Origin of the sequence: Saezia sanguinis (assembly GCF_963921665.1) — a bacterium.
Taxonomy (GTDB): Bacteria; Pseudomonadota; Gammaproteobacteria; order Burkholderiales; family Burkholderiaceae_C; genus Saezia; species Saezia sanguinis.
On sequence record NZ_CAWUGC010000001.1, the window covers coordinates 89,112 to 104,952 of the forward strand.

General features: G+C 54.0%; 17 protein-coding genes. 10 read left to right on the forward strand and 7 right to left on the reverse strand.

Annotation, left to right across the window (positions count from 1 at the left end):
* Positions 1 to 34: 34 nt before the first annotated feature.
* A complete protein-coding gene (locus tag AACY98_RS00410; protein WP_339800182.1) occupies positions 35 to 1,630 on the reverse strand; it encodes a glucan biosynthesis protein in 1,596 nt (531 codons plus the stop codon).
* A gap of 154 nt (positions 1,631 to 1,784) precedes the next feature.
* Between AACY98_RS00410 and AACY98_RS00415 the strand changes: the two genes are divergently transcribed.
* Together AACY98_RS00415 and AACY98_RS00420 are read left to right on the forward strand one after the other, a co-directional pair.
* Positions 1,785 to 2,684 carry a recombination-associated protein RdgC gene (locus AACY98_RS00415; RefSeq protein ID WP_162615278.1) on the forward strand — a complete coding sequence of 300 codons (900 nt, stop codon included), beginning with the start codon at positions 1,785 to 1,787 and terminating at the stop codon, positions 2,682 to 2,684.
* A gap of 42 nt (positions 2,685 to 2,726) precedes the next feature.
* Positions 2,727 to 3,713 carry an LLM class flavin-dependent oxidoreductase gene (locus AACY98_RS00420; RefSeq protein WP_339800941.1) on the forward strand — a complete coding sequence of 329 codons (987 nt, stop codon included), beginning with the start codon at positions 2,727 to 2,729 and terminating at the stop codon, positions 3,711 to 3,713.
* Between the two features lie 126 nt (positions 3,714 to 3,839).
* Here the strand turns inward: AACY98_RS00420 and AACY98_RS00425 are convergent, their stop codons facing one another.
* The 3 genes from AACY98_RS00425 to AACY98_RS00435 all read right to left on the reverse strand — a co-directional run bounded on the left by AACY98_RS00425 (position 3,840) and on the right by AACY98_RS00435 (position 6,033).
* Positions 3,840 to 4,601, reverse strand: coding sequence for a pseudouridine synthase (locus AACY98_RS00425; protein ID WP_339800185.1), 762 nt, complete (start codon positions 4,599 to 4,601; stop codon positions 3,840 to 3,842).
* A gap of 28 nt (positions 4,602 to 4,629) precedes the next feature.
* Positions 4,630 to 4,992 (reverse strand): rhodanese-like domain-containing protein, encoded by a 363-nt coding sequence (locus tag AACY98_RS00430; protein ID WP_338056653.1) that lies wholly within the window; start codon positions 4,990 to 4,992, stop codon positions 4,630 to 4,632.
* A 102-nt stretch (positions 4,993 to 5,094) separates the two neighbouring features.
* Complete coding sequence (locus AACY98_RS00435; RefSeq protein ID WP_339800192.1) at positions 5,095 to 6,033, reverse strand: DMT family transporter; 939 nt, start codon at positions 6,031 to 6,033, stop codon at positions 5,095 to 5,097.
* A 260-nt stretch (positions 6,034 to 6,293) separates the two neighbouring features.
* Here AACY98_RS00435 and AACY98_RS00440 point away from each other — a divergent pair, with 260 nt between their 5' ends.
* Together AACY98_RS00440 and AACY98_RS00445 are read left to right on the forward strand one after the other, a co-directional pair.
* Positions 6,294 to 7,037: an SDR family NAD(P)-dependent oxidoreductase gene (locus AACY98_RS00440; RefSeq protein WP_339800195.1), complete on the forward strand. Its 744-nt coding sequence runs from the start codon at positions 6,294 to 6,296 to the stop codon at positions 7,035 to 7,037.
* Positions 7,038 to 7,123: 86 nt separating this feature from the next.
* Positions 7,124 to 7,438, forward strand: a complete 315-nt coding sequence (locus tag AACY98_RS00445; RefSeq protein WP_339800199.1) for a DUF3861 domain-containing protein — start codon at positions 7,124 to 7,126, stop codon at positions 7,436 to 7,438.
* A gap of 18 nt (positions 7,439 to 7,456) precedes the next feature.
* Here the strand turns inward: AACY98_RS00445 and AACY98_RS00450 are convergent, their stop codons facing one another.
* The gene (locus tag AACY98_RS00450; RefSeq protein ID WP_126979581.1) at positions 7,457 to 7,975 is read right to left on the reverse strand and encodes an FKBP-type peptidyl-prolyl cis-trans isomerase; all 519 of its coding nucleotides are present in this window, start codon (positions 7,973 to 7,975) and stop codon (positions 7,457 to 7,459) included.
* Positions 7,976 to 7,989: 14 nt separating this feature from the next.
* Between AACY98_RS00450 and AACY98_RS00455 the strand changes: the two genes are divergently transcribed.
* The 5 genes from AACY98_RS00455 (at position 7,990) to argG (ending at position 12,686) form a co-directional block, all read left to right on the forward strand.
* Complete coding sequence (locus AACY98_RS00455; protein WP_339800204.1) at positions 7,990 to 9,114, forward strand: cupin domain-containing protein; 1,125 nt, start codon at positions 7,990 to 7,992, stop codon at positions 9,112 to 9,114.
* Complete coding sequence (locus AACY98_RS00460; RefSeq protein ID WP_339800207.1) at positions 9,101 to 9,652, forward strand: hypothetical protein; 552 nt, start codon at positions 9,101 to 9,103, stop codon at positions 9,650 to 9,652. The genes AACY98_RS00455 and AACY98_RS00460 overlap by 14 nt, the downstream gene beginning before the upstream one ends.
* A complete protein-coding gene (locus AACY98_RS00465; protein ID WP_339800210.1) occupies positions 9,649 to 9,951 on the forward strand; it encodes a hypothetical protein in 303 nt (100 codons plus the stop codon). The genes AACY98_RS00460 and AACY98_RS00465 overlap by 4 nt, the downstream gene beginning before the upstream one ends.
* Positions 9,952 to 10,142: 191 nt before the next feature.
* A complete protein-coding gene (gene argF, locus AACY98_RS00470; RefSeq protein ID WP_126979589.1) occupies positions 10,143 to 11,078 on the forward strand; it encodes an ornithine carbamoyltransferase in 936 nt (311 codons plus the stop codon).
* A gap of 261 nt (positions 11,079 to 11,339) precedes the next feature.
* Positions 11,340 to 12,686, forward strand: coding sequence for an argininosuccinate synthase (gene argG, locus AACY98_RS00475; protein ID WP_339800213.1), 1,347 nt, complete (start codon positions 11,340 to 11,342; stop codon positions 12,684 to 12,686).
* Between the two features lie 78 nt (positions 12,687 to 12,764).
* Here the strand turns inward: argG and AACY98_RS00480 are convergent, their stop codons facing one another.
* The gene (locus tag AACY98_RS00480) at positions 12,765 to 13,880 is read right to left on the reverse strand and encodes an AbrB family transcriptional regulator (protein ID WP_339800216.1); all 1,116 of its coding nucleotides are present in this window, start codon (positions 13,878 to 13,880) and stop codon (positions 12,765 to 12,767) included.
* Positions 13,881 to 14,140: 260 nt separating this feature from the next.
* On the opposite strand from AACY98_RS00480, the gene AACY98_RS00485 reads away from it, so the two are divergent.
* On the forward strand, positions 14,141 to 14,749 hold the full coding sequence (locus AACY98_RS00485) for a hypothetical protein (RefSeq protein WP_339800220.1): 609 nt from the start codon (positions 14,141 to 14,143) through the stop codon (positions 14,747 to 14,749).
* Between the two features lie 2 nt (positions 14,750 to 14,751).
* On the opposite strand, the gene murB is transcribed toward AACY98_RS00485, so the two are convergent.
* Positions 14,752 to 15,771 carry a UDP-N-acetylmuramate dehydrogenase gene (murB, locus tag AACY98_RS00490; RefSeq protein WP_339800223.1) on the reverse strand — a complete coding sequence of 340 codons (1,020 nt, stop codon included), beginning with the start codon at positions 15,769 to 15,771 and terminating at the stop codon, positions 14,752 to 14,754.
* Positions 15,772 to 15,841 lie beyond the last annotated feature (70 nt).

A 15,841-nucleotide genomic window follows, 5' to 3' on the forward strand; every position in this document is an offset into this window, starting at 1 on the left:
TTTTCAGGCGCCGGATATTTCCAAAAGCTTTGTTTTAATACAGCGTACGCTGGTTCAGCGGTGGCGGGTTCCACTGATACAGCCAGGTTTCGCTCAATACTTGTCCTTCATGTTCAAGGTACAGGCGGATGTCGATCTGGCTGGTGCTGTCATCAGGCTTCAGGTCAAACATGGCGCGGTAGCCTTTTTTCTCGTACTGTGGCCGTACAGAAGCCAGCTCAACCTCTCCGCGTGATACGGTGATAACCGGTTTGACGGTGGCATTTTCGGGCAGTTTTTCCAGTATGCTGCCGACAAAATCCACCACAAAGCGCTGCGAATAGTAGGTGCGTTTCTGGCCGACTACACCACCCAGCCCGGTATAGGTGTCAACACAGTGTGCCAGCGGTGAACTGACCGGGGGCAGGCCGCCCCAGTACAAACGGTACTGATAGACCAGTTCATCGCCGCGTTGTGGTTTTTGCGCCGGGGTCCAGAACGCCACGATATTGTCAAACGTTTCGTCCACAGTGGGAATTTCAACCAGGTCCACCGACCCTGCGCCCCAGTTGCCTTGTGGTTCTACCCACAGGCTGGGGCGGCGTTCGTAAAAAATGCCGTCGTCCTGATAGTGGTCAAAGTTGCGGTCTCTTTGTACCAGTCCGAAACCACGCGGATTATTGTCCTGGAAAGCGTTGAAACGCAGATGGACCGGGTTGGCCAGAGGCCGCCAGATCCATTCGCCATTGCCGGTATGGAGTTGCAGGCCATCGGAGTCGTGGATTTCCGGGCGCCAGTCCCAGGCCATGCGCTTGTCATTTTCACCATACTGGTACATGCTGGTGCAAGGGCCAATACCCATGCGGGCAATTTCTTTGCGGGGGTACAGATAAGCCGCGACATCCATGGTGAGCGTATCACCGGGGGTGATGGTGAATTGATAGGCGCCGGTGATGCTGGGAGAATCAAGCAGCGCATATACCTTAAGCGCTTTGGCATCGGCCGCAGGTTTTTCCAGCCAGAAAGCGATGAATTCCGGGAATTCCTCCGGGTACGGCATGGCGGTGTCAATGGCCAGCCCGCGGGCGGAAAGGCCATACTGCTTTTCAACCCCGACAGCGCGGAAATAGCTGGCGCCTAAAAAGGCGGCAATATCGCGTGTCATATCCTGGGTATTCAGCAGCCTGAAGCCGGCAAAGCCCAGGTCGGCCGGCAGTTTAGAGCCGTCCAGACCGCTTTTGCCGTAGTTGAACATGGCCGGGTCATAAGCCAGTTCCTGGGCCTGCCCGTCGACGACCTGGTACATCTGGACTGGAGTTTTAAAGAACAGCCCCAGATGGAAAAATTTAGCAGCCAGCGGCAGCTTGTCGTCACCCCACAGGGTGTGGTCATCCTTGAACTGGATGCTTTGGTACTGGTCCCAGTTCAGTTTAGAAACCTCGGCAGGCAGATGGTTATTGTGTACAACATAAGCTTCGGAAGCCATTTTTTGAGCGTGCGCCTTGAGAATATCAAGATCAAAACGCTGTGAAGCGCCTAACACCCGGAGCTGTTCGGCCTGTGTCAGGGTAGACCATAGTGACAGTGCTGATACAACGCTGCCAGCACCAATGGCTTTACCAGAGGAAGAAAGAAAGTGTCGTCTATCCATAATATTGTGTTTTGTTATCGTGAAAAGTAAGTTGAGCGGCAAACTGGCAAAATAGTTCACTTGCTGCAAAGATGTAAACCCTTTGCTCTGACCTATGGTGCTTATTGTGGCATAAGGTTCAAAATGAGGTTGTTATCAAGAAGGAATGGATGGCGTGTTGTTTAAGAATTTGATGTTGTTTCGTTATGCGGATAAGTGGAAACCGGAAATGCAGGCCATGGAGGCGGCATTGGAGAAAAATCGTTTTACCCCGTGTGCAGGCTCCCAGTCGCAGTCAATCGGATGGGTAGAGCCGCGTGGAGCTGAAAACGGGCCTTTGGTTGAGTTTGTCAATGGACAATGGCTGCTGCGCCTGCTGGTAGAGGACAAACCGGTACCGGCGGCGGTTATCAAACGCCGTTTGCAGGAGGTGTGCGACAAAATTGAAAAAGACAGCGGACGCCGCCCCGGACGCCAGTACCAGAAAGAACTCAAGGAGCAGGTCACGCAGGAATTGTTGCCGCAGGCGTTTCCGCGGCAGCGCGGGTTTAATATCTGGATAGAGCCTAAAAACCGCTGGATCATGGTGGATGCCACCAGTACCACCCATGCGGGCATAGTTGTTACTGCGCTGGTCAAGGCGCTGGATGGCCTGGCTGTCAGCGATATGCAGACCAAAACGTCTCCGGCAGTGGCTATGGCACAGTGGCTGCTGGATGGTGAGCCTGCACCATGGACAGTGGATATGGATTGTGAGCTGCGCTCAGACAGTGAAATGAAATCGGTTCTGCGTTATGCCCGGCTCTCGCTGGATACGCCCGAGATCCGGCAGCACCTTGAGCAGGGTATGCACCCGGCACAAATGGCTTTGACCTGGAACAGCCGGGTCAGCCTGATACTGACGCAGGAGTTAAAGCTCAAACGCATCAGTTTCCTGGATGTGGTGTTTGAGTCCAACCCCAATGACTCAGACGATGTGTTTGATGCCGATGCGGCCATTGCAACAGGTGAATTAATGCCTTTGTTGCAGGATCTGGTTCGTGCGCTGGATGGCGAGCAGGCATCGGTGCGTTAAGGGGGCTTGTTTTATGCACATATCAAGTGAAAAGGATAGATGATGGTTGCAATAGCTGTTCTGGATTTGTCACCCATTAATGAAGGGGGATCTGCTGCTGAATCTTTCCGGCATACGCTGGATCTGGCACAACATGCCGAGCGCTGGGGCTACCAGCGTTACTGGGTGGCAGAACACCATGGCATGCCGGGTATTGGAAGCTCTGCCACAGCGGTACTGATGGGGTACATTGCGGCAGGCACCTCGACGCTGACGATAGGGGCCGGCGGCATCATGCTGCCCAACCATTCGCCGCTGGTGATTGCAGAGCAGTTTGGAACGCTGGAGGCGATGTATCCGGGCCGTATTGAGCTGGGGCTGGGCAGGGCGCCGGGGTCGGACCCTAAAACAGCGCGCGCACTCAGACGCAACCTGATGTCTGACCCGGAGGCGTTTCCGGAAGATGTGGTTGAGCTGATGGAGTATTTTGAAGATTCACCGCGCCGTGCGGTGCGTGCGATTCCCGGTGCAGGCACCCGTATGCCTGTCTGGATACTGGGGTCAAGCCTGTTTGGTGCCCAACTGGCCGCCGCGCTGGGGCTGCCTTACTCGTTTGCATCACATTTTGCACCGGCCATGATGATGCAGGCGCTGGAGGTGTACCGCTCACAGTTCAGGCCGTCCAAATATCTGAATGAGCCTTATGTCATGGTGGGCTACAACGCTTTTGTGGCTGAGACCGATGATGAAGCGATGCTGTTGGCTTCATCCGCACAGCAGTCTTTTATCAATAATCGCATGGGCAGGCCTTCGCAACTGCCTGCGCCCAAGGCCAACCTGTTATCGCAACTGGATTCTACTGAAACGGCCATTGTCCGGCAGACCCTGGCGGCCTCTGCCATTGGGTCTCCTGCAACAGTGCGTCAGCAGATCAAAGAGTTTGTTGCGCTGACCCAGGCCGATGAGCTGATTGTGGCTTCTGCCATCTACAATCACGAGGCCCGGTTGCATTCATATGAACTGTTGGCACAGATCAGGGATGAAGATTAATACTGCGGTGCGCAGCCTTGCTGTGAAAATCCTGCCAGAGGTTTCAGATGAGACTGTTCTGGCAGGTGCGGATGCATGCTCTGGGAAGTGGCAGCATCAGAGGCAACAGGTTATTGCCTCTGTATATCAGAACTGCTCATGCGGTGCCAGATAACGCCACTGCCCCTGTGGCAGTGCGCCCAGGCGGATACGCCCCATGCGTACGCGTTTCAGGCCGACAACTTTCAGCCCGACCTGTTCGCACATGCGCCGGATCTGGCGCTTTTTCCCTTCAACCAGGATAAACTGCAACTGGTTGGCATTCAGCCATTTAACCTGTGCCGGCTTGAGTGGCACATTGTCCAGCGCCAGGCCGTGGTTGAGCAGTTTCAGCTTGTCTTTTGAAAAGCGCTCCTGAATATTTTCGCTTCCCTGTTCATCGGCCACCCGGACCAGATACTCCTTTTCCAGATGAGAATCTTCACCAATTAACTGGCGGGCAATGCGGCCGTCCTGGGTCAGCACCAGCATGCCTGTGGAGTCAATATCGAGCCGGCCGGCCGGGGCCAGTCCTCTGAGCTGCTGGCGGGAAAAAGATTGCTGCGATGAATCCTCTTTCCAGTGCCGGGCGGGGTCAATCAGCGCGATGGCAGGCGTGTAATCATGCTCTGCCTGCCCCGAAACATAGCCCACGGGCTTATGCAGAATCACGGTAACGCGTTTTTGCTGCTCTGTCTGTGCAGCCCGTTGAATTTTGATTTGCGCAGCCGGTAAATCTGCCGGCACTTTTTGTCCCAGTGTGGCGGGCTGCTGGTTGACTTGAACCCAGCCTTTGGCAATCCAGTCATCAGCTTCACGGCGCGAGGCCAGGCCCAATTCAGCCATGCGTTTGGAAAGGCGAACAAGCATAAACGTTTCAGAAATGTGGATAAAGTGTTTAAAGTTCGATTGGTTTGCCCGCATCGATCCAGGCATTGATACCACCTGCAATGGACTGTACCTGCTGGTAACCCATATCCTGCAGCGTCTGTGCTGCCAGTGCGCAACGGCCATCGGTTTTGCAGTACATGACAATTCTGGCCTGTGCTGAATTCAATTCAGGAATTTCTCCCAGTTTAAATTCGAGCAGCCCGCGCGGAATATTGACGGCTCCAGGCACATGCCCGGCCTGGTATTCTGCAGGCTCGCGCACATCAATAATGATGTCTGCCGCTTTCAGGGCTGCATCGGCCTCATTAACTGTAATCTCATGAATGTTTTTTTTAGCTTCTGCAACAAGTGTTTGAGCATTTTTGATCATATGAACTCCATCCTCTTACGTTGGCATATTATCCGCTATGGCGAAATAAAGCGTGGCGGGTTATACAAATTGCGATAAATTGAATCGTGGATATCTGAAAATTCAGGCCGTTGTCGCGCGCATTTCGGTGCGCAAAACCAGTACCAGTCCAGCCAGAATCAGGCACAAGCCGGCAAAGGCCCAGGCCTGTACAGGCTCGCCCACCACCACAATGGCCAGCACAAATGCGGTAATAGGCTCAAACAAGGCCAGCGCTACACCGGTGGCTGCTGAAATGTGTTTGAGCGCCTGCGTAAACAGCAGGTAGGAAATGCCAGTGGCCGCCACACCCAGGTAGAGCATGATCAGCCAGTCGGATGGCGTGATGCTTAAAGGCCCGGTCAGCAGCCAGGCTGCAGGGATGGCGATGAGGGCTGCGATGCCAAAAGTATGGCTGGTAATGGTCAGCGGTGAAGCCATTTTCAACAGGCGTTTGCTGACCAGTGTGTAAATGGCGTAGGTCAGGCCGGCTGACAGGCACAAGGCCAGCCCTTTGGGGTCAAACTGCCATGGCGTAGCCTGTGACAATACCATCCAGATACCGCCTGCAGTGGCACACAACGTACCAGCCCACCATAGCCAGGGAGGGGCCTTGCGGGTGATCAGCGCCTGCAACAGTCCGGCCCAGATCGGGGCGCTGCCAATGGCTGCGGCAGTGCCAATGGCAATACCGGTGGCTTTAACGCCGGAAAAAAAAGACAGGTTGTATAAACCCATGCAGGTACCTGCAATCAGAACGGTTGCCAAGTAAGGCTTTTGCTTTAACGGTGTAGGGCGCTGCGCGTAAACATCTGCTGAATGAGGCGTTTGTCTGAACCGTTTGTAAAAAATGAGAACAAGAAAAAAACCACAGGAAAATGCAAGCCGTAATGCACCCGTCCAGTATGGTGAAGTAGCGCCGGAGGCCATGCTTTGTGCTGTGCCGGTGGTGCCCCACAGCATGGCGGCCAGTATGGCCATGCCGATACCCAAAACAGGAAGATTGACAGCAGAATTTTTCATGGGGCGATTGTGACATAACAGGCTTGGCGTGTCAGCATCATGCGCAAATGCAGCAAAATGGAAAATGCCAACGCTGATATCAGGTCAAAGTTTGATGTAAGATGAACTGCATGTCCATGCATAGAAATACGCCATGCTGGACAGATGTATCATGACAGATACAGGCCAGCAGTTTCTGCCTTTGCAAAAGCATTTCAGTTTAAAACAGCAGGTAGCAAGCAGGTGGCTGGCCGGACCAACTCACTTAAGGAGGAACAATAATGAGATTCAAAGACAAAGTAGCCATTGTGACCGGAGGGGCCAGCGGTATTGGACTGTCAAGCGTGCAGGCGTTTGCCAAAGAAGGTGCCAAAGTAGTCATTGCCGATTTTTCTGACAAAGGGCAGGACGTGGCAGACCAGTTGCAAAAGAACGGCAGCCAGGCACTGTTTGTCAAAACCGATGTTGCCAGTGAAGCTGCTGTTCAGCAGATGCTGGATAAAACCGTGGAGCGTTTTGGCGGGGTGGATATTCTGTTTGCCAATGCCGGGATTGCGCGTGACAACGCCGTAACCAAACTCTCACTGGCAGACTGGCAGCAAACCATCAACATCAACCTGACCGGTGTCTACTTGTGTGACCGTGCTGTCATTGCGTATTGGGAGAAACACAAACGCGGCGGTGTGATTGTGAACTGCGGCTCTATTCACAGCCATGTGGGGAAAAACAGTGTAACCGCCTATGCAGCAGCCAAGGGCGGCGTGAAACTGCTGACACAGACGCTGGCCATTGATTATGCGGCCAAGGGTGTGCGCGTGAACGCTGTATGCCCGGGGTATATTAACACGCCGCTGTTGGATCACATTGGCCCTGAAGCGAAAAAAGCGCTGGAGGCATTGCATCCAGAAGGCCGTCTGGGCAAACCGGAAGAAGTGGCTGCCGTGGTGCTGTTCCTGGCAAGTGATGATGCATCGTTTGTCAACGGCTCATGCGTGATGGTGGATGGTGGTTACACCGCGCAATAAGAGTTAATAAGAATTGCAGAACTAAAAAAGCGCTGACACACCTTTATTAAAGGAAAGTCGGCGCTTTTGCCATGATAAGGATGAAAATGGCTAAAAAATACCAGTTTAAAATCACGGTGGAACCCGTGGTATCTTCTGAAGGGCGCGAGTCAACCAGCCAGCCACTGAGTTTTCAGGTGGGCAACCACGACGATATTTTGCAGATTGTGCAGCGGATTAGGCAGGGTACGCATTTTGATGAAAATACCGCAACCGCCTTTGCTGTCGGTCTGAAACTGCTGACCGAAGTGGTGCTGGAAAACAAGGATGATCCGCTGTTTGCCGAACTCAAGCCGGCAATCACTGCCTTTATGCCAAAGCTGAAGGCAGGTATTAAAGAGCGTTTGCCTCAGCAGCACTGAGTAGCATAGTGTGAGTTGTTAGTGAATCTTTTTGCCCAGCGGCAGCAAATCGGCCACTTCAAACATGCCGGCTGCCAGGCTGCCGCGTTCAATTTCATCCGGGGTGGCTTCGCGCACGTCTTTGATGTTAAGGTGCAGCTTCAGTGATATGCCCGCCAGCGGGTGGTTGCCGTCAACCACGACATATGCGTCATAGACTTCCGTTACGGTATAGATGGTGTCTGCCGGGGCCTGGCTTTTGGCACCCTGGGGCAGGCCTTCAAACTGCATACCGGGGCTGATTGGGTCAGGAAAGACGTTTCGGGCCTCAAAAAAGACCAGATCGCTGTCATAATCGCCATAGGTGTGCTCAGGCTCCAGATACAGGTCTAACTGCTCGCCTTTGGTATGATCAAGCAGGGCCTCTTCAATTTTGGGCAGCAGGTCATTGCCGCCATACAGATAGGCAGTGGGCTCCTTGAGTTCATCAATGATGTTGTTCAGGGAGTCTCTGAGAGTCCAGGTCAGGGTAATGACGCACGGTGATTTGATATTCATAGGGTCTATTTTATATGCAAGCTAATCAACCACAGGTTTTTCTGGGCGGTTTGACGCCACAGCAGTTCATGCGCCAGTACTGGGGCAAGAAACCCCTGCTGGTCCGGCAGGCTTTTCCCGGTTTTACCGGGCCGATTTCACGGCAGGAAATGTTTGCCATGGCCGAGCGGGAGGATGTGGAGTCCAAGGTTGTGGAGTGTACGCCCAAAGGCGTCTGGCGTGTGCGGCAGGGGCCTTTCCAGCGGCGTTCCTTGCCGCCGGTTTCCCGGCCCAAATGGACTTTGTTGCTGCAGGGGGTTGATACACACCAGGCTGTGGCACATGAACTGATGCAGCAGTTCCGCTTTATTCCCGATGCACGGCTCGATGATGTGCTGATGGCCTGGGCCAGTGCCGACGGTGGTGTCGGGCCGCATTATGACGCGTATGACGTGTTTTTGATTCAGGGGCAGGGCAAAGGGCGCTGGCGCATCGGGCCGGTGCATGATTTTCAGGATTTGCGTGATGATGTGCCGCTGAGAATTCTGAAACATTTTGATCCCGAAAATGAATATATTCTGGAGCCGGGCGACCTGCTGTACCTGCCGCCACTGTGGGGGCATGATGGCACAGGTGCCGGGGGTGAGTGCGTGACGTATTCGGTGGGCTTTCGCACGCCGCAGCGCACCGAGCTGGCGCGTGAAGTGACTTTCCGCATGCTGGAAGATCAGCCTGATGATGAGGTGTATTACACCGATCCGTCCCAGAAGGCAACAGACACGCCTGCGGCCATTCCGGCGGCGTTGCAGCAATATGCGGAAAAAGCGGTTCGCAAGGCGCTGGCTTCGCCGCAGGTATTGCACCGGGCACTGGGCGAATATATGAGCGAGCCAAAACCGGGGATTTGGTTTGAAGGGGCTATTCTGGAGACGCCAATAGGGGCAGTGCATTTGGCCGCGGCAACGCGTATGCTTTATGATGAGAGGCATTGTTATATCAATGGTGAGTCGTACAAAATGTCAGGCCGTGATGCAACGCTGATGCGCGCCTTGGCCAACCAGCGCTATCTGACGGCGGCACAGGTGCGGCGCGCCAGCGCTCAGGCCAGAGAATTGCTGCAGGCCTGGCGTGACGACGGATGGCTTTATGACAGTGAGTGACCAGCAGGATTTTGACGCCGGCGGCTCTGCGGAACCAGAAGGCTTGCTGCCGCAGTTCCAGACATTCAGCGGGCAGGCTGAGTTTGTGTCGCTGGTGCGCTCCTGTGTGGTTTCGGCATGTGAGCAAGGTGCGGTGAACCTTGTTTTTTGCGATACGGATTTTTCGAACTGGCCGCTGGATGATGAGGCCATCATTGCTGCATTGCAGGGCTGGGCCAATTCAACCTCCAACCAGCGTATGCTGGTGATGGTGGCGGCCACCTACGGGTTTATTGAGCAAAACCATGGGGCCTGGGTGCGCTGGCGCAAGATCTGGGATCATCGGGTGCAGTGCTGGCAGTTGAATGCACAGGCCGATCCGAATTTACCCGGCGTGTTCTGGAGCCGGCAGAACATGGTGGTTGTGCATGACCGGGAACGCTGCACCGGTATGATGAGCCGGGAAGGGCAGCGCATCATCCGCGAAAAAGGGCGGCTGGACGAGTTTATACGGCAGTCTGATCCGGCATTTCCGGCATCCACGCTGGGGCTGTGGTGAGCAAAGTCAATATCAATGGGGTTGAAATGGAGCAGGGTATTTTGCAAAAAACAATGTTGAGAACAATGATGAGGGTTGTGTCTGGTGCTGTTTGTGTGGCGGCGGCAATGGTTTTGGCCGCCTGTGAAAAAAGTGAAACTGCTGCGCAAAGCGAGCCAGCCAGCCAGAGAGCGGCACAGCAGATCACCGAGCATGTGCAGCAGCCTTTAGACAGGGCGCGCGCGGCACAGGAGCAGATTTTGCAGACGGATCAGCGCATACACGATGCAGATATGCAGGCCGGTGGTGCCAGCAGGTGATTCTAAAGACAACATTTTGGCGTATGAAGTCATGCCGCAGTGTATAGATGTTTGGTATGATGCCAAATCCGTTTTATCTATCTGAAAAATTGTGAGTGGTGCAAGGGTATGGGCAGTTTTGTGAGCAGCCTGCTTCGTATGTAATGCACAGAATTGATACTATCGAGCTTATTCTAAAAAGGATTTTTGTCATGTTACCCGGTGATCGGCTGATTCGTCATTATCTGCAATTCAAGGATTTCAATGCGGAAGAATACGCATACCTGTTTGAACGCGCGCGTATCATCAAGCATCGCTTCAAAACGTATGAGAAGTACCATCCGCTGGCTGACCGCACGCTGGCGATGATTTTTGAAAAAGCCTCTACCCGTACGCGTGTGAGTTTTGAGGCTGGCATGTACCAACTGGGTGGTTCTGTGGTGCATTTGACCACCGGTGACAGCCAGCTCGGACGCTCCGAGCCGATTGAGGATACCGCACGTGTGATCAGCCGCATGACCGATATTGTGATGATCCGTACCTTTGGTCAGGATAAGCTCGAAACATTTGCCCGCTATTCCCGTGTGCCAATCATCAATGGCCTGACCAACGAGTTCCATCCTTGCCAGATACTGGCCGATATTTTTACCTTCATTGAACACCGCGGTTCCATTGAAGGCAAAGTGGTGGCCTGGGTGGGGGACGGCAACAACATGGCCAACACCTGGTTGCAGGCAGCCCAATTGCTTGGGTTCACGGTGCATATCAGCACCCCCAGCGGGTATGGCGTGGACCTGGCGCTTGCTGGCATTACCGATGATAAATGCTACAAAATATTCAAAGACCCGATGCAGGCCTGCGCCGGAGCCGATCTGGTGACAACCGATGTGTGGACCAGCATGGGCTTTGAGGCCGAGAACGAAGCTCGCCGCAAGGCGTTTGCCGACTGGTGTGTGGACGACGAAATGATGGCCGCAGCAGCAAAAAATGCAGTGTTCATGCATTGCCTGCCGGCGCATCGCGGTGAAGAGGTTACCGCAGAGGTGATTGACGGTCCGCAGTCTGTGGTGTGGGACGAAGCCGAAAACCGCATGCATGTGCAAAAGGCGCTGATGGAGTATTTGCTGCTGGGGCGCGTTGCCGATTAGCCGATTAGTTTCCTGATCAGCACAGGTGCTGATTTGGGCCTGTAAAAAGGTAGCCCGTGTACAAATTGTATGCGGGCTATTTGTTTGAACATGACTGCTGGAAAAGGTTGACTGGCAAGCTGTTCTGCCAGTTACCGGCAGGTTGGCTAAAATCGGTAACATTAAACAGGCACCCATTTGAGAAATGGCCAGCAGGCCAGGGTTGGTGGTGTGCCTGCGAATCCGTTTTTATTTGACTTCAGCCAAAAGATCAGAGGAAATATGGCGACTATTCTTGAATCAGTTCCTGTGGGCCAGAAAGTGGGTATTGCATTTTCTGGAGGTTTGGATACCAGCGCGGCTTTGCTGTGGATGCGCCAGAAGGGAGCCATTCCCTATGCGTATACGGCCAATCTGGGGCAACCCGACGAGTCGGATTACGATGCCATTCCGAAAAAGGCTTCCAGTTATGGTGCTGAAAAAGCCCGCCTGATTGATTGCCGTGCCCAGCTCGTGGCAGAAGGTATTGCAGCGTTGCAGTGCGGCGCTTTTCACATCACGACGGCCGGGCTGACTTATTTCAACACCACTCCTATCGGGCGTGCCGTGACCGGTACCATGCTGGTGGCTGCCATGAAAGAAGATGATGTGAACATCTGGGGGGACGGCAGCACCTACAAGGGCAATGACATTGAGCGTTTTTACCGTTATGGCCTGCTGACCAATCCGGAACTGAAAATCTACAAACCCTGGCTGGACCGCACTTTTATCGATGAGCTGGGTGGACGCGCGGAAATGTCCGAATTCATGCGCAAATCGGGCTTTGACTACAAAATGTCTAAAGAGAAAGCCTACTCGACCGACTCCAACATGCTGGGCGCCACACACGAAGCCAAAGACCTGGAGCAGCTGAATACCGGTATCAAGATCGTTGAGCCGATCATGGGCGTGGCTTTCTGGCGTGAGGATGTGGTCATCAAACCGGAAGAAGTGACCGTCCGTTTTGAAGAAGGGCGTCCGGTTGCACTCAATGGGGTGGAATATCCTGACCTGGTGACGCTGATGATGGAAGCCAACCGCATTGGCGGGCGGCATGGCCTGGGCATGAGCGACCAGATTGAAAACCGCATCATTGAAGCCAAGAGCCGTGGTATTTACGAAGCCCCCGGACTGGCATTGCTGTTTATTGCGTATGAGCGTCTGGTGACGGGTATTCACAATGAAGACACCATTGAACAGTACCGTGAAAACGGCCGCAAACTGGGGCGTTTGCTGTATCAGGGCCGCTGGTTTGATTCCCAGTCGCTGATGCTGCGCGAAAGTGCCCAGCACTGGGTGGCACGCGCCATTACCGGCGAAGTCACGCTGGAATTGCGCCGCGGCAATGACTACTCGCTTCTCAATACCGAATCACCCAACCTGACCTATGAGCCAGAACGGCTGACGATGGAAAAGGGCGATTCCATGTTTACCGCAAGCGACCGTATCGGCCAGTTGACCATGCGCAACCTGGACATTACCGATACACGCCAGAAACTGATGGTATACAGCAAGGCGGGCCTGCTGACTTCCAACAAGGGCAGTGCCATTCCGGAGCTGGAAAACAACCCGAACGAAAGCAAAAAATAACAGCATTGGTATGATGTTCAAAAGCCAGCAGCACGTTAACGTGCGAGCTGGCTTTTTTATATGGGGCACACAGCAGGTTCAGGCAGAGGAGGAATCAGCCATGGTATCCTGCTCGTGGCTGCGCTTGGCCAGGTAGCGGGCCAGCGATGGGCAAATGACGCTGAGTAAAAACAAACGCGCGGTTTGCAGTGTGACAACAAACGATATGTCGACATAAGGACGGGAGGCAGCAATCACAGCCACAGTATCCAGCCCGCCCGGGCTGGTGGCCAGATATGCGGTTAACGGGTCGACTCCAAGCACCTGCACCAGTACCCATGCCAGAACACCGCAGAACGCCATCAGCAGGACTACAGAAGTCAACACCGCTGGCAGCGCTTTGTAGGCATGGCGCAGGCTGTAGGGGTCAAACGTCAGGCCGATCCGCCACCCCAGCAGTGCAAAGCTGGGTGCGAGCAGCCAGCGCGGCAACTGCATTTCAATGAGCCCCATCCCCTGCAATAAACCGCCCAGCAGCAAAGGTATGAGCATGTAGCCGGCTGGCATATGGAACCTGCCGGCAACGGCGCTGCCAATACCGGCAACCAGCAGGGTTGAGCCAAATGCCACCAGATCAATAGGCGGGAACCATGCGAAGCCCACCGTGGTGCGGATAGCTTCATCGGCCGCAGATGGTACTGCAAACAATGCGATGACTGATGCCGCAACGGTGACCAGCAGAACGCGCATGTATTGCATGAAAGCCACCAGCCGGGCATCGGCGCCAAAGGTCTCCGCCATGATCACCATGGTGGCCGCTGCCCCGGGTGTTGTGCCCCAGACAGCGGTGGTGCCTGGCATGACATGCATTTTGGCCATGATATAGCCCATGATGCTGCTGGCAACGATGGTCAAGAGGATAATGCCGACAAACAGCCACCAGTCATGCATGAAATGCGCAATCACCTGCGGTGAAAGCGAAGCGGCGATCATACAGCCGATAATGGCTTTGCTGCCTTTGAATGCCAGCGATGGAACCTGGATACGGCCCTGAGATGCGCCGATAATGATGCCTGCAAACATGGGGCCAAGCAGCCACGCAGCAGGAATGCGCACAAGCTCTAGAATTCCGATAAACGCCGCAGACAGCGTCAACAAAATACCCCATTGCTGCCAGCGCGGGCGTGATGCAAAGGATGAAAAAGCTGACTGCATGGCATTCTCGAAACAGGTTAGCTTATTTTACGCCTATCGCAATGGGGAGAGTTGCTGTGAACGTGCAGTATTTCTCAAAAGCTGCGAAATGTGTGGTTTTTATTGTGCAGAATGGTACTTGGGCGTGATGCGATGGCAGAGCCTAAAGGGTAAACAGGTGCTGGCAGCAGGAGTAATGCCGTGCCAAAAGTATTTCCGATGGCATAAAAAAGCACGTATGATAGAGAGCAACCCGGTTTGCTTGAAAGGTATTTCATCACATGGCTTTAAAAAACAAATGCTTATGGGTGTTGGCTGGCCTGCTGATTTTTTCTGGAAGCCCTGTTGTTGCGCAAAATGCACCGGCGGATATTCCGCCTGCTGATGGTTACAGGCAGTTGAGCTGTGAGCATCTTTCTACTTTGCTGTACTCAGTCAGTGAATATACGCAGCAGGGGAAAACCCCGGAAGAAATATATGCGTTAATTACGCCGCCCGATGCGGTGATGCGGGTCAAGCTGTTACACGGCAACCTCATTCCAGCTTACAGCAACACTTCAGAAGACATGGATCCTTCAATGTTGGCAATGGGGCTGCAGCAATATTGTCTGAGCCGCGGTTTGAATCAGGCCCATATACGGCAGATCAATCAAATGTGTGATCTGTATGTGAATTATGCGCCGAAAGTGGTTTCCGGGCGGGATGAAGGAAAGCCGTATCAGGACTTTGTCAGCAGGCTGACTGTACCTTTTAAGGATGATGATCCGGTCACGATGCGGGCCAATACCGAAATTGCACAGAGCTATATTTATCTGATTTACAGCAATCCTGATAAAACAATCACCCAGCTACAGCGCGAAGTGGGCGATAGCTGCTACATGTCTGAATAAGGTCAGAGGATTACCGGCTCGGGTTCCAGCCGAATGCCAAAGCGCCCGTAAACGCTTTCCTGTATCGCCTGGGAAAGGGTCAGGATTTCCGCACCAGATGCCCCTCCCAGGTTAATCAGCACCAGGGCCTGCTTGTCATACACGCCGGCCTGCCCGATGAATTTGCCTTTCCAACCACAGGCGTCAATCAGCCAGCCGGCTGCCAGTTTAAAGCGTCCGTCCGGTAATTCGTAAAATACCACAGCCGGGTCACGCCCGATGATATCGCGGCACTGCTCTTCAGTGACAATCGGGTTTTTAAAAAAACTGCCGGCGTTGCCAATCACTGCCGGGTCTGGCAGTTTGCTGCGGCGTATGTCGCACACCAGCTCATAAATCTCCTGCGCGCTGGGGTCGCGCTGTATCGGCCGGCGTTCCAGCGCCAGTGCCAGGTCGCGGTAGTCGGCAACAGGCTGCCAGGGGCGCGGCAGCCGCAGGCGGACATGCGTTACCATGGTTTTGCCGGCCAGCCAGCTTTTAAACACGCTGTGGCGGTAGGCAAACTGGCATTTGGCTTTGTTAAGCGTGATGGTATGGCCGGTAGTCAGGTCAACCGCATCCAGCGATTCAAAACGGTCGGCCAGCTCTATGCCGTAAGCGCCAATGTTTTGTACCGGTGCAGCACCTGCCGTGCCCGGGATCAGCGCCAGGTTTTCCAGCCCGGGCCAGCCGTTGGCCAGTGTCCAGGAAACGACATCGTGCCACAACTCGCCTGCACCCACTTCCACAATCCAGGCATCCTCGCGCTCTTCCAGCAGGCGTTTGCCTTTAATTTCGGCCTTCAGCACCATGCTGTCCAGATTCCGGGTAAACAGCATGTTGCTGCCCCCGCCCAGTACCAGCTTGTCTTTTGGGCCCAGGTCCGGGTCTGCCAGCAACTGCCGGATATCTGTTGCACTGTGGACGCGCACCAGCGTGGGTGTCTGTACTGCGACACCAAAAGAGTTGTAAGGCTTGAGGTTGGCCGGGGATTCAATTAACATAGTCCTGTATTCTCCCATGCAGCGAAAACCCCAACAATGGGAGCATATACTTCATTTACAAGGACACAGG

Excerpts from the sequence above, each read along its gene's own strand:
- AACY98_RS00435 (WP_339800192.1), bottom strand. The coding sequence starts at position 6,033 with ATGAAAAATTCTGCTGTCAATCTTCCTGTTTTGGGTATCGGCATGGCC.
- AACY98_RS00445 (WP_339800199.1), top strand. The coding sequence starts at position 7,124 with ATGGCTAAAAAATACCAGTTTAAAATCACGGTGGAACCCGTGGTATCT.
- AACY98_RS00460 (WP_339800207.1), top strand. The coding sequence starts at position 9,101 with ATGACAGTGAGTGACCAGCAGGATTTTGACGCCGGCGGCTCTGCGGAA.
- AACY98_RS00480 (WP_339800216.1), bottom strand. The coding sequence starts at position 13,880 with ATGCAGTCAGCTTTTTCATCCTTTGCATCACGCCCGCGCTGGCAGCAA.
- argG (WP_339800213.1), top strand. The coding sequence starts at position 11,340 with ATGGCGACTATTCTTGAATCAGTTCCTGTGGGCCAGAAAGTGGGTATT.
- AACY98_RS00420 (WP_339800941.1), top strand. The coding sequence starts at position 2,727 with ATGGTTGCAATAGCTGTTCTGGATTTGTCACCCATTAATGAAGGGGGA.
- AACY98_RS00430 (WP_338056653.1), bottom strand. The coding sequence starts at position 4,992 with ATGATCAAAAATGCTCAAACACTTGTTGCAGAAGCTAAAAAAAACATT.
- AACY98_RS00450 (WP_126979581.1), bottom strand. The coding sequence starts at position 7,975 with ATGAATATCAAATCACCGTGCGTCATTACCCTGACCTGGACTCTCAGA.
- AACY98_RS00425 (WP_339800185.1), bottom strand. The coding sequence starts at position 4,601 with ATGCTTGTTCGCCTTTCCAAACGCATGGCTGAATTGGGCCTGGCCTCG.
- AACY98_RS00440 (WP_339800195.1), top strand. The coding sequence starts at position 6,294 with ATGAGATTCAAAGACAAAGTAGCCATTGTGACCGGAGGGGCCAGCGGT.
- AACY98_RS00455 (WP_339800204.1), top strand. The coding sequence starts at position 7,990 with ATGCAAGCTAATCAACCACAGGTTTTTCTGGGCGGTTTGACGCCACAG.
- AACY98_RS00485 (WP_339800220.1), top strand. The coding sequence starts at position 14,141 with ATGGCTTTAAAAAACAAATGCTTATGGGTGTTGGCTGGCCTGCTGATT.
- murB (WP_339800223.1), bottom strand. The coding sequence starts at position 15,771 with ATGTTAATTGAATCCCCGGCCAACCTCAAGCCTTACAACTCTTTTGGT.
- argF (WP_126979589.1), top strand. The coding sequence starts at position 10,143 with ATGTTACCCGGTGATCGGCTGATTCGTCATTATCTGCAATTCAAGGAT.
- AACY98_RS00410 (WP_339800182.1), bottom strand. The coding sequence starts at position 1,630 with ATGGATAGACGACACTTTCTTTCTTCCTCTGGTAAAGCCATTGGTGCT.